The organism is Acinetobacter sp. YH12116 (genome assembly GCF_013418895.1).
GTDB lineage: Bacteria > Pseudomonadota > Gammaproteobacteria > Pseudomonadales > Moraxellaceae > Acinetobacter > Acinetobacter indicus.
This window is the reverse complement of the sequence record NZ_VPBE01000006.1, coordinates 77,523-90,303: the sequence shown is the minus strand read 5'-3', so window position 1 is coordinate 90,303 and position 12,781 is coordinate 77,523. Positions and strand designations below refer to the sequence as shown.

Here is a 12,781-nt window from a genome sequence, read left to right as displayed (position 1 = left end):
ATTAACCTAAGGCGACATCCGCACGGGTTGAGAAACGGTATCCAGTGCCACGAACCGTTTGTACAAAGCGGTCTGCGCCAAATGGCTCCAGCACCTTGCGTAAACGACGAATATGCACATCAATGGTACGATCCTCAATATATACGTTGCCACCCCAGACCTGGTCAAGTAGTTGTGCACGGGTATAGGCACGTTCCGGATGCGTCATAAAGAAGGCCAAAAGACGATATTCGGTTGGACCCATGTCCAGAATGTTGTCGCCAAAGCTGACGCGCTGGCTGACCGGATCTAGAATCAGGCCGTTGGCATCAATGGTTTTTTCACCATTCAAGGCATTGGCACGGCGCAGTACGGCTTTGATGCGTGATACCAGCTCACGGGTAGAAAACGGTTTGGTCATGTAGTCGTCGGCACCGGCATCCAGACCCTGAACCTTGTGGTCTTCTTCACCGCGTGCAGTCAGCATGATCACCGGAATTTCCGCCAGGTTTTCATCACGTTTTAAACGACGACATAAATCAACACCGCTGACACCGCCAGGCATCATCCAGTCCAGCAAAATCAGTGCCGGGCGTTGATCGACGATCATCTGATGCGCCTGTTTGGCATCTTCGGCCTGTAAGCAATGAAAGCCGGCCATATCCAATGAGGTATGGATCATCTCTCGGATTGGAAGTTCATCATCGACAATTAAAATGTAGTCATCTTTCACAACGCAATACCCTATAAGTGAACGGTGAACCGTTTATATTTATGACAGGCTTATTACAAAGATTAATTATGACAGTATCATTGCAGAAAGGGCAGACAGCGCTATTTTCGCAATGTTTTGTGACAATTTTTTGTACAGAATGGGCTGAATCCGGAATTCATTTAAAAAAATTTAAATAAAAGATTCAAATATTTAATTTTTCTTGCAGTTTGATGACAGGGATTCAGGCTTTTTTGCCACTTTCTGGCTCCGCTTCGGAAAAATGTTCGAGCAGGGAAATGAACACCACGCTACAGGCGCTGAGCACTTCATCCATTGACTGCTTAAAGCCGCTCATGACCCAGCGGATGGCAATTTGGGTGACATAACCGTTCAGGCCGCTGGCAATTAATGACAGTTCGCGTTCTGAATGCTGCAGGTTTGGCATCATTAGCATGACAAAGGCCTGAATCATGCGGTCAAAGCGCGCCATGCTTTCCTGAATGGTGGCCTGGTTGTGCAGTTCCTGTACCAGCATGGCATCAATATAAATAATCCGAGCCATCTGCGGGTTGTCTTTGAGCGTAGTCAGCAGGGCAGTTAAACCGGCTTCAATCATTTTTTGCGGATTGGTCGAGGCCTGCATGATGGCCTGCATCACATTGTGTTGCAGTGCATCAATCAGCTGTAAAAAAATGGTCTGGAACAGGTCTTCACTTTTCTTGAAGGATTCATAGAAATAGCGCTCGGTGAGTTTGGCCTCGGTACAAATATCCTTCACCGTGACCGCAAAAAAACCATGTGTGCCATAGGCGTGCAGGCCGGCTGCGATCAGTTTTTCCCGGCGTAGCTGTTTGCGCTCGCTCAGCGATAATCCTTTAAATTGGCGCTCTTTATTTTGGATATTCTGCGCATTTTGGGGAGCGGGGTGTTGTGCTTCGGTCATAGTAAAAAGGCCAGTTCACATCCTATATTGCTATAGATTAACAAGATTTTGCGCTAAGTGCGAAGTTTGGCACTCAGATTTGAACGCAGCAGACAGAAATCTGCAGGCTTTTGCGTTGACAATGATTATTGTCAAAATTATATTTGAGTGGTGAAATTGAAGTGCGCTGCCGTGCCTGAGGGACGCAGCCAGACTATCCATAAAAAGGAAGCGGAATGAAAAATTTTAAAAATAAAGTCGCGGCGATTACCGGAGCAGGTTCAGGCATTGGCCAGCAGCTGGCCGTCTTATTGGCCCAGCAGGGCTGTCATTTGTCTTTAAGTGATGTTAATGAAGAAGGTTTGGCTAAAACCAAAGCCTTGCTGAGTGATTATAACGTACGAGTGACCACGGCGCAGGTGGATGTGGCCAATCGGGCGGCCATGAAACACTGGGCTGAACAGACCGTGCAGGATCATGGCTCAGTCAATATGATTTTTAACAATGCCGGGGTGGCCTTAGGATCGACCGTTGAAGGCGCCTCTTACGAAGACCTGGAGTGGATTGTCGGGATTAATTTCTGGGGCGTGGTGCATGGCACCAAAGAATTTTTGCCGTATATCAAACAGACTGGTGATGGCCATATTGTCAATATTTCCAGCCTGTTCGGGATTACTGCGCAGCCGACCCAATCGGCCTATAACGCGACCAAATTTGCGGTACGTGGTTATACCGAATCACTGCGTCAGGAGCTGGATATCCAGAACTGTGGCGTGAGTGCGCTGTGTGTGCATCCGGGCGGGATTCGGACCAATATTGCCAACGCCGCGAAAATGAATGACAGTCTGAGCAGTCTGGGCATGAATTCAGAAAAGTCGATACGCTCCTTCAATAAATTATTGCGTTATCCGGCAGAGCATGCGGCACGCGATATTCTGGATGCGGTTTTAAAAGATAAACGCCGTTTGTTGATTGGTAATGATGCCAAAGCCATTGATTTAATTCAGCGGATTGTCCCTAGTGGCTATCAGCGGGTGATGGCGGTGGCGACCCAGCTGGGCAAAGGCCGTAAATAAACTGTATTTTAAAGAAGCCTGCGTTAAGCGGGCTTTTTTGTGGCTGTTCAGCACATTTCATTTTTTATTTATCTGAAATTCAGAATAAAACTGTCAAGTTTTTGACAGATTTGAATAAGCCGTTTTGACATCATCAGCTCATCCCGAGTGGAAACCTTTAAAAACATCAAAAGAGAAATGAAGGAAATTTAATATGAGCTATGACTATCAACATATTCAGGTCAAACCGATTAATGGCCGTATTGGCGCTGAGATTCAGGGTATTCAATTATCTTCGCAATTAGCGCAAGCGGTGATTCAGGAAATTAATCAGGCGCTATCTCCTGCCCTCAAATCAACACCTCAATGGTCTTTTTCTTCCAGACAAACTGATAATACAGGCCTTGTAAAATACACAGACTGACAAAGGCCAGCGCATAGGCATACCAGATGCCTTGTAATCCCCACCACTGACTGAACAGATAAGCACACGGCACTTCAATCAGCAAAATTGCCAGCACATTAATAATCATTGGCACCGTGACAGTCCCGCTGGCGCGCATAATCGAAGCGAAAATGGCACTGGCCCCAAAGAACAAAATTGACCACAATACAATAAACAGCAGCTGCTGGCCCAGCTCGACCACCTGCGGGTCGGTAATAAACAGCGCCATTAAATATTTCGAGAATAAATAGGCCAGCACCACTAGCATCCCGGTAATCATCAGGTTCATGCCCAAAGCAGTACGGGTGACTTTGGCCAGTAAATCGGACTTGCCAGCCCCAATCGCCTGCGCACCAAAAATAGAGGCGGCAATGGCAATCGACAGCGCCGGGAACTGAATATAGTTCAGCACCTGATTCACCGCACCATAGGCCGCTGTGGCTTCAGCGCCATAACGGTTGACCAGCCCGACAATCACCAGCCCCGCCACCGACGTGGTCACCATCTGAATGCCGGTCGGAATACCCAAACGTAAAATAATCTTGCTCAAGATCGGTTGATGGCGAATATTTTTCAGCAATTGCCAATCCGGTCGTAGCGGATGGTTTTTCTTGTTCAGATACACCGCCAGAAAAATCAGCACCGCCAGATAACCAATAATGGTAGCGATAGCCGGGGCAATAATCCCCAGACGCGGAAAACCAAAATAGCCGGCAATCAGCACCGGGGTAATAAACAGCCCGATCAGGCTGGTCATGCCTAAGGCAATTAAGGGGGTAATACTGTCGCCCACGCCGCGTAAAATGGAGGTGTAAATAATATAGACAAACAGCAGCGGGCTACCGGCCAGCATCCATTGCACATAGGGCAACGACAGATGCATCACCTGCGGATCGGTACCGAGCGCCAGCAGAATGGATTTGGCGAAAATCACGCCTAAAATTGCAATGATGGTACCGCCAATCAGGGTCATAAACAGGGTCGAGCCGACCACACAACGCACTTTTTCAATATTCTGCGCGCCCCAGGCTTGGCCAACCAGCACGGTTGAACCCGCGGAAAGCCCGATCACAAAAGCCATCAAACAGAACAGAATCGGGAAAAATACCGCCACTGCTGCAATGGCATCGACACCCATCATCTGGCCAACAAAGACGGTGTTGATGGTGCCAGACAGGTTTTGCAGAATATTGGTGGCAATCAGCGGCAGCAGGAAAATCAGGAAGGTTTTCCAGAGCTTGTGTTGATTCACCAAAGGTTGATGCTGCGGCATGAGCAATCCTGTAACCGGTTTATGATCGTGTGCATGAATGGCTTTACCCTAGCATGAGCCTGTAGCAAAAAGCCTTAGCAATTGCGTAACTTAGCTGATCTTATTGACTCATGTTAACAGGCCGAGAAAATCTCTGCGGCCCGATCCAGCGTCTCATCTTTTTTGGCAAAACAGACCCGAATCAGGCGTAAATCATCCGGCGGGGTCTGATAAAAAGCAGAAATCGGAATCGCCACAATCTTGTGCTGCTCGGCCAGATACTGGCACATCTGCAGATCGTTTAAATCCGGGCGGATGGCGCGATAGTCCAGATTCTGGAAATAGGTGCCTTGCGCGGGAATCCACTGAAAACGGGAGTGCTGGATACCGGCCTGAAAGCGGTCGCGTTTGGCCTGATAGAACGCGGCCAGTTCGGCAATATGTTCCGGATGCTGTTGCATAAATTGTGCCAGCGCGACTTGCACCGGGGTCACACCACAGAAATTGGCAAACTGATAAACCTGCCGGAACAACTGCATCAAAGCCGGTGAAGCCATGCAATAACCGGTTTTCCAGCCGGTGACATGAAAAGTTTTACCAAAAGAACCAATCACAAAACTGCGCTCGTGCAGGGCCGGAAAATCAAGCGCTGAATAATGCTGCTGGCCGTCATAGACCAGATGTTCATAGACTTCATCAGACAGTACGACAATATTGCGATCCTGAATCAGCTCAATCAGGGTCTGCCAGTCCGCGGCTGACCACAGCGTACCGCTCGGGTTATGCGGGGTATTGACGATGATCATGCGGGTACGATCATGAATGGCATCTTTGACCTGATTCCAGTCGACCTGAAAATGGGGCGGCTGCAAGGCCAGATGGATAGCTTTCCCGCCAGCCAGTTGCACGGTGGGAGCATAACTGTCATAGCTGGGATCAAAAATAATCACTTCATCCCCGGCCTGCACCACCGCCTGAATGGCACAGAAAATGGCAATGGTCGCGCCGGCGGTAATACTGATTTCGGTGTGAGGATCAAACGAACGGCCAGTCTGTTGCTGCTTTTGCACAGCCAGCTGTTCTCTGAGCAATAACAGTCCATCACCGGGTGGATACTGGTTCTGGCCCTCTAATGTCGCCTGACACAGGGCCTCCAGCAGGGCTGGTGGCGCCGGAAAATCGGGGAAACCCTGTGACACATTCAGGGCATTCAGGCGCTGAGCCAGGGTGGTCATGACACTAAAAATGGTCACACCAAGCGCAGGAAGTTTAGATTGAAGTTCAAGCATGACCATTGACTACCGTTATTGTGTATGCACATCGCATGATAAGCCGCCATCCGCCAGCAATTGAAGCGGTGAGCGAAAAAAACTGAATTAAATCAATTCGACCAGCGCCCGGATAATCCCCAGTGCCAGACCAATAAAGGCCCCCACCACCACGCCATTGACCCGGATCATATGCAGGTCGCCGCCGACCTCGTTTTCAATTTTGCCAATCATCTCGCGTGAATCCCATTCATGAATCCGCTCGCTAATAAAACGGATCACTTTTTCACTGTACTGGTCAGAGAGATTGACGGCGATGCCGCTCATTTTGTCATTCAGCAACTGGCGTACGGCGCCGTTACTGATAATGTTCTCACCGACCTGCTGAATGGCCACGCGCAGGTTTTCCGCAATACCGGAATCGGGTTTTTCCAGATCTGCCCGGATTGCATCACACAAAATCACCACTGCACCACTAATAAAATTCAGCACTTGCGGACTGTCCAGCAAGGCATTTTTGGTCTGGTTCAGGCGTTGGCTGGCGGCACTGTCCTGATCGGCCAGCTGTTGCATCAGCTGATGCGCCATATCTTCCACTTTTTGTCGCCACGGATGATCGGGATCGGCCAGCATCGAATCGACCCGTTCCAGTAAAGAGTCGATGGTGCGCTGCTGTACATCAATACCAATCCAGCTGGCACCTCTGGCCAGACGCCACACGCCCAGTTCTTTAAACAGGGTGCGGGTCAGCTCGCGGGTTTCTTCCGGATGTTGCAGCATCCAGTCATGCGCCAGATCCAGCCCGCGTTGCAGCACATCCTGATGGAAATCATTTTCCAGCACTGCGCGCAGCATTTCACTGGCCAGATAATTAATGTCAGTATTTTTGACCCATTGCACGCTGTTGTTCTGGATAAAGCGGCCAATCTGTTCCTGCCCGACAAATTCAAAAATCTTCGGTACGGTCTGTTGAATCAGCTGGCTGACCTGCTGGTTATTCTGCGGATTGGCCAGCCATTTACCCACGGCCAGCGATACATCGGTATTGTGCAGGCTGCGCTGTACAATTTGCGGCGACAGGAAATTTTCCTGAACAAAACGTCCCATCGATTCGGCAATACGGTCTTTGTTGCGCGGAATAATTTCGGTATGGTCCCGCAGAAACTTGGGAATGGGCAGCCGGCCAAAGGGATTGCGAAACAGCACCGTAATCGCATACCAGTCAGCCAGCCCGCCGACCACGCCAGCTTCAGCCGACAGCATCAGAATATGAATCAGCCAGATATAGTCGGGCAGCAGTTTGGCCAGCACCATTAAACAGATCCAGGCCAGCACGGCCGTGATCAGGGCCATGGTGGCAAAACGCTTGCTGCGTTGCAGGTTTGGAGAAGTCGGTGCTGGCGCTGTCTGCATGCATGTTTCCCTAGTTTGAAGTGGCTACCGGTGGCTGTAACACCTGACCGCCTGGACTGAGCCCGTATTTTCCACCCAGTGACTGCAAGATCAGGCGAGCATCAAAGGCATCACTTGGGGCGCTTTTTTGATCTTTATAACATTGAATCGTATAGGAAACCTGAATCGGGTCAACATTAATGACCTGCGGGTAGTCATAAAATGGGTCAGGCCAGAAAGCCGGATGGCGACGATAATAGCCATAAGGATAAAAGCTCGGTGCCGGATAGACCACAGCCTGACGCGGTGGCTGCTGGCTGCGGTTACTTGGATCATCCAGCACTTTAAAGAAGGTATGGCCCTGTTGCAGCGTGGTTTGCGCAGCTTTGACCAGGGTAATTTCTTCGGCGGTGCCAAAGCTCATGTTGGGACGGGCCTGAAAACTGATGCGATAGGTCTGGCTGTTCAGCGGCGTCACCGAATATTGACCCAGCTGGTCAAAGGTCAGCGGCTTGGATGGTGTGGTGGCACAGCCTGTAAACAGCAAACTGCTGGCAAGGGCAAGACCGAGTAGGGAATATTTCATGTGAAAGCTCCTGTACACATCAACCAGCCAAGACAAGCTCGCCAGTTAGAAACTGCTATTGGGTTGGGTTAAAAACTCAAGTTCTTCTGCACTCGAAGGACGTCCCAACACCTGATTCCGATGTGGATAACGTCCAAAACGGTCAATAATCACTTTATGTTTCAGTTCATAGCCCAACACGGTGGGGTCATTCAAACTTTCAAACAACGTTAATGCGACTTCGTGAATACGTTTGGATTCACTGTGCATAAACGGCATATATAGAAAACGACGTTCGGTTGGGTTTAAGTCCTGATCCAATTTTAAGTGAATCATTTCTTGTGCCAACACCAAGGCCATTCCATCTTGGGCAAAGGCACGCGGGTCATTACGGTATAAATTACGTGATAATTGATCTAAAACAATGATTTCAGCCAAACGACCTGCGGGTGTTTCGCGCCATGTCCATAGTTCTCCTTGTGCCGCTTGTTGCAGTACATCGGTAAATTTTTCTGCAAGCACGGCATCAAACTCTGCGCTTTTGACAAACCAGTTCGGTTCCGCAGCAGGAGAAAACCAAAAATCTAAAAAATCCTGATAATTCATACGCTTTATTATTTACCTCTGTTCTTTTGATTATAAAATCACAAATTTCACATGTCTTATAGAGCAACTTTGTGATAAAAAATTGCCAAAAATAAAGTTGTGGGTTTGTTTGAAAACTATACAGGATGTAATGTGCCGGCACTAAATCGCGTTATACTGATATAAACCGATGATTTTCTTTAGTAGTTTTTTGCGATAAGCGAGATTGTAATGAGTCAACCCGAATCGACCTCTCAAGATACTTTAACGACTTGGGTGGATTCTTCGCTACTGCGCGGCATGTTGCGCGGTATTGAGCGTGAAAGCCTGCGTATGCAAAGCAATGGATTTCTCTCTCAGGCAGCCCATCCGAAGGGCTTGGGTTCGGCACTGACTCATCCGCATATCACCACCGATTATTCCGAAGCATTAATGGAGTTTATTACTCCGCCGCAGGACAGTATTCCGGGCGCACTGAATTATTTAAGCGATATTCATGCCGTGGTGCACCGTCAGCTGGAACATGAAGAAAAACTCTGGCCGCTGTCAATGCCGTGTATGCTTGATGATGCCGAAGAACGCATTCCGCTGGCGCAATATGGCAGCTCCAATATTGGCCGCTTCAAGACCTTATACCGTCATGGTTTGGGGGTGCGCTATGGACGCCGGATGCAGACCATTTCCGGGGTGCATTATAATCTGTCTTTCCCGGATGCCTTATTTGAAGCGCTGCAACAACAAGAAAGCGATGAGGCACTCAAAAATCTGAGCCTGCAGGATTATCGCAGCCATCGCTATTTCGGTTTAATCCGTAATTTTATTCGCCTGACTCCACTGGTGATGCTGGTGGTCGGTGCCAGTCCATCGGTGTGTCAGTGTTTTATGACCGGCCGTGAACATCATTTGCTGCCACTGGTACGCGGCACGCTGTTCCTGCCGTATGCTACCGCCTTGCGTATGGGCCGTTTTGGCTATCAGAATTCGGCGCAAAAACAGCTCGGGATTCACTATAACAACCTGAGTGGTTATTTAGAGGGTCTGCAAAAAGCCGTCAAAACCCCGTATCAGCCATTTAGCCGTTTGGGTCTGAATGATGCACAGGGTGAGCCGATCCAGATCAATGATCACGTGCTGCAAATTGAAAACGAATACTACAGTCTGGTGCGTCCAAAACAGGTGCCGCAGGCGGGTGAAACGCCATCGCAGGCGCTGGCCAATCGGGGTGTTGGCTATGTCGAATTACGCGCGGTCGATGTCAATCCGTATAGTCCAATCGGGATTGATGAACACACCGCCGGCTTCCTGGAAGTGCTGGCACTGTACTGTCTGCTGAAAGACAGTCCGGCGTTATTGGATGATGAACAGGACATTATTGAGCGCAATCAGGCCGAAGTCGTGAATCGTGGCCGTGCGCCAAATGCCACCATTTTGGCAGATGGCCAGTCCTATCTGATTGAAGACTGGAGCCGTAGTCATGTTCAGGCCATGCAGCCTTTGGCTGAACTGCTGGATCAGGCCTATACCACCACGTTGTACAGTCAGGGTCTGGCGACCATGCTCGGCCGGATTGATGAAGTCGATGCGACTCTATCGGCGCAGGTGATTGAGGATACCTTACATCAGGGCGGCACCTGGAACTTTGGCAGCCATATGGCGCAGCAACATGCCGACGTCTATCAGGCGCATGTATTAAGCCCGGAAACGCTGGCCTATTTTGAAGAAATGGCCCAGCAATCATTGCAACAACAACAGCAACTTGAGCAGGAACAGACCTTGAGTTTTGAGCAGTTCCTGACTCAGTACCGATAAAAATAGAAAGAGGATTGACCATGCAATGGAGTTATCGCTTCGTGAGTGGTGTTTTGTTTTGTGCCAGTGTGGTGGGGATGGCCTTCGCCCTGTATCTTGAGCATGTGCAAGGTCTGGCGCCGTGTCCATTATGTGTTTTCCAGCGTGTCGGCCTGATTGGCTTGGGAATCATTTCCCTGATCGCGCTGCTCCACAACCCGCTTTCGGGGGCGTTTAAACGGCTGTATGCCTTTTTGGGCAGCTTAAGCATTTTATGGTCGGTCGGTGTTGCCGCGCGGCATGTCTGGCTGCAAAACCTGCCGCCAGATCAGGTACCAAGCTGTGGTCCGGGACTGGATTATCTGGTCGATGCCTTGCCAATGAAAGCCGTACTGCAACAGGTGTTGTCTGGGTCTGGCGAATGTGCAGTGATTGACTGGACTTTTCTGGGCCAATCCTTGCCGGTCTGGTCTTTAGTGTTCTTTATTGTGCTAACGATTATTAGTATCTGGCAGTTAATCCGTACCTATCCCTATACTGCGGCCAAAACCAAGCCGGTAAAAAAGAAATAATATTGTCTCCAGATCAATAACAAACAGGAGGGCGATGACCCTCCTGTTTTAATTGTAGCGCATCAATTTTTAAGTCAGGGCAATGCCTTCAATACTTTCTAAATTGACAATATATTCACGTACCTGTTCATTGACCCGGTCATCATTTTCAGGATAAAACCATTTCACAATCTGCTCGGCGACGCTGGAATGGTACTGAATTTCCATATGATTCAGACCATAAAATACCGCCTTATGCGATTCCGGCAGTTTGAGCTGAAAACGCGGGTTCGGATGTTCACCCAGCGCACTTTTGACACTGACCAGATAATCGCCAATTACTTTGCGGGTGCGGTTGCGCTTGTTTTCATATTCAATGGTGCCGGCCACCAGAAAGGCATTGATATGGGACGGGAAGGGCGCCGGTTTGCGGTTATCATCAATTTCACCAATTCGCGCTTCATTGTGTTCCCAGTCATCATCCCGCACGCTGCCATAGCGTAAATCCAGAATACCGTTACTGCGGATATTCACCACATGCCCGACAATTTTCATAAACGGGAAACGCCCCAGTTTATCCTGCAAGTGAAAGCCGAAACGCTCCAGCGCTGCACCATGGTGTGGCGAACCCAGACAGACCAGGTTATCGACCATATGAATCCACTCATGCAAATCCTGTTTGCCATAAAACAGGGCACTGCGCGACACCAGTCCGCCCATGCTATGTCCAATCAGGCTGATGCTGGTGATATTCGGATTGCGCTGAATCAGATCTTCCAGGGTATTGGCCAGACTATGACCATTGGCGGAAATACGCCGTCCGGTATTGTAATTTAAATACAGCATGGTGTTGCGCTGGCGCTGTGCCAGCAGTTTTTCGCCAATACCACCATATTGCTGATGTGACCAGTCCAGATGGTTCATACACAGGCCATGCACAAACAGAATCACCTGTCCGGTCAGCTCGCCTTTTTGCACACTGCCGTAGTGGTCATAAATGGTCATTGGCAATGCCAGCGGATTTTGCTGATTCAGCAAATAATCACCCAGCACCCCATTTAAAATACCGACCAGCACATGCATATACGGTGTCAGCGGCTTGTCATGCAGGCGCGGAAAACGATCAATTACCTGACGCAGACTGGGCGCCAGCAGGTAGTTGCTATAGTTTTGCAAGGTATCAAAGGACAGGCTGTACAGCTTGCGAATGGGCGACATATTCTGGAATTTTCGGGAGTGCTGTTCACTCATGCCAAACAGGCTCAGCAAGACCTCACGCTGAATGGTCTGCACCAGCTCTTTGACCACCTGATGCACCGGCATACTTAACAGCTGCGCCAGACCTTCCAGTAAATCGGCCTGGCTGGGCGGTGTGGTGTCCCATTTACAATAAGTTTCATGCAATGGCGTTAAACTTGGCATGTGCTACTGCCCCCTAACAATAGTGTCGCGGCTACTTTCTTTTTCGTTGGCTTCACGGTATAAATTTCTAAGCTTAATTTTATATCATTCATCCCGAACAACTTTTACAATAGCCAGGATGACGCCCCAGTTTTAATTTTTTTGTCTAACAATTATTTGTGACATACAAATTAAAACATGAATGTGATCAAAGTCTCAAAAAAGTAAATACAACAATGAACATGGATAACATCCGATTAGCACAATGAATTTAATTTATTTGCATGGTTTCAGGAGCAATCCCTTTTCTGCCAAAGGCCAGCTGTTGCGGCAAGCGCTGGCACAGCGGAGTGACATTCAGGTACATCTGCCCGATCTGAATGCGCCGCCACGCGAGGTGATGCAGCGCTTATCTGCACTGATTGAGCAGCTGGACCAAGTAGCGCTGGTCGGCAGCAGTCTGGGCGGCTTCTATGCGACACAACTGGTCGCACGCTATGCGGTTCCGGCTGTGCTGATTAATCCGGCTATGCGACCATGGCAGTTGTTTCAGGAACTGTTTGGCGATGCACAAATTCCGCTGAAAGTGCATGAACACTGGACGCTGGAGCGGCTACATTTACAGCAACTGGAACAGATGGCAGTGCCTTTTGTTGAAAAGGCAGACAAAATTTTAGTGTTATTGCAGCAAGGCGATGAAGTTTTGGATTATCGTGACGCACAGCGTTATTATAGCCAGGCCCAGCATAGCTCTCTGATCATGACCGAAACCCGCGGCAATCATGGGATGGACAACTTTGCGCTAAAAATACCTATGCTGCTGCAGTTTTTATCGGATTCCCTAAAATAAGGAAACAGTACAA

Annotated in this window: 12 protein-coding genes; 4 read left to right on the top strand and 8 right to left on the bottom strand. The window is 49.1% G+C overall.

All coding sequences use genetic code 11. The annotated features are described in order from the left end of the window. Window position 1: 1 nt before the first annotated feature. Both phoB and FTU54_RS05945 read right to left on the bottom strand, forming a co-directional pair. Complete coding sequence (gene phoB, locus FTU54_RS05950) at window positions 2–712, bottom strand: phosphate regulon transcriptional regulator PhoB (RefSeq protein WP_005180894.1); 711 nt, start codon at window positions 710–712, stop codon at window positions 2–4. A 223-nt stretch (window positions 713–935) separates the two neighbouring features. Continuing rightward, the gene (locus FTU54_RS05945) at window positions 936–1,637 is read right to left on the bottom strand and encodes a TetR/AcrR family transcriptional regulator (protein WP_168400043.1); all 702 of its coding nucleotides are present in this window, start codon (window positions 1,635–1,637) and stop codon (window positions 936–938) included. Window positions 1,638–1,852: 215 nt separating this feature from the next. Here FTU54_RS05945 and FTU54_RS05940 point away from each other — a divergent pair, with 215 nt between their 5' ends. After that, window positions 1,853–2,692 carry an SDR family oxidoreductase gene (locus FTU54_RS05940; RefSeq protein ID WP_168400042.1) on the top strand — a complete coding sequence of 280 codons (840 nt, stop codon included), beginning with the start codon at window positions 1,853–1,855 and terminating at the stop codon, window positions 2,690–2,692. 329 nt (window positions 2,693–3,021) lie between these two features. Here the strand turns inward: FTU54_RS05940 and FTU54_RS05935 are convergent, their stop codons facing one another. The 5 genes from FTU54_RS05935 to FTU54_RS05915 form a co-directional block, all read right to left on the bottom strand. Next, window positions 3,022–4,389: an MATE family efflux transporter gene (locus FTU54_RS05935; protein ID WP_005180888.1), complete on the bottom strand. Its 1,368-nt coding sequence runs from the start codon at window positions 4,387–4,389 to the stop codon at window positions 3,022–3,024. A 113-nt stretch (window positions 4,390–4,502) separates the two neighbouring features. After that, window positions 4,503–5,657 (bottom strand): methionine aminotransferase, encoded by a 1,155-nt coding sequence (locus FTU54_RS05930; protein WP_160240837.1) that lies wholly within the window; start codon window positions 5,655–5,657, stop codon window positions 4,503–4,505. An 87-nt stretch (window positions 5,658–5,744) separates the two neighbouring features. Further along, window positions 5,745–7,049, bottom strand: a complete 1,305-nt coding sequence (locus FTU54_RS05925; protein WP_016658710.1) for a DUF445 domain-containing protein — start codon at window positions 7,047–7,049, stop codon at window positions 5,745–5,747. A 10-nt stretch (window positions 7,050–7,059) separates the two neighbouring features. Next, complete coding sequence (locus tag FTU54_RS05920) at window positions 7,060–7,614, bottom strand: hypothetical protein (RefSeq protein WP_168400041.1); 555 nt, start codon at window positions 7,612–7,614, stop codon at window positions 7,060–7,062. A 45-nt stretch (window positions 7,615–7,659) separates the two neighbouring features. Beyond that, window positions 7,660–8,199 carry a DUF924 family protein gene (locus FTU54_RS05915; RefSeq protein WP_096901505.1) on the bottom strand — a complete coding sequence of 180 codons (540 nt, stop codon included), beginning with the start codon at window positions 8,197–8,199 and terminating at the stop codon, window positions 7,660–7,662. 210 nt (window positions 8,200–8,409) lie between these two features. Between FTU54_RS05915 and gshA the strand changes: the two genes are divergently transcribed. After that, window positions 8,410–9,987, top strand: a complete 1,578-nt coding sequence (gshA, locus tag FTU54_RS05910) for a glutamate--cysteine ligase (RefSeq protein ID WP_104500927.1) — start codon at window positions 8,410–8,412, stop codon at window positions 9,985–9,987. A gap of 20 nt (window positions 9,988–10,007) precedes the next feature. Continuing rightward, window positions 10,008–10,538 (top strand): disulfide bond formation protein B, encoded by a 531-nt coding sequence (locus FTU54_RS05905; RefSeq protein WP_168384474.1) that lies wholly within the window; start codon window positions 10,008–10,010, stop codon window positions 10,536–10,538. A 69-nt stretch (window positions 10,539–10,607) separates the two neighbouring features. On the opposite strand, the gene FTU54_RS05900 is transcribed toward FTU54_RS05905, so the two are convergent. Continuing rightward, window positions 10,608–11,939 carry a hypothetical protein gene (locus FTU54_RS05900; RefSeq protein WP_075168204.1) on the bottom strand — a complete coding sequence of 444 codons (1,332 nt, stop codon included), beginning with the start codon at window positions 11,937–11,939 and terminating at the stop codon, window positions 10,608–10,610. Window positions 11,940–12,183: 244 nt separating this feature from the next. Here FTU54_RS05900 and FTU54_RS05895 point away from each other — a divergent pair, with 244 nt between their 5' ends. Next, window positions 12,184–12,768: a YqiA/YcfP family alpha/beta fold hydrolase gene (locus tag FTU54_RS05895; RefSeq protein ID WP_075168205.1), complete on the top strand. Its 585-nt coding sequence runs from the start codon at window positions 12,184–12,186 to the stop codon at window positions 12,766–12,768. The last annotated feature ends 13 nt before the right edge of the window (window positions 12,769–12,781 follow it).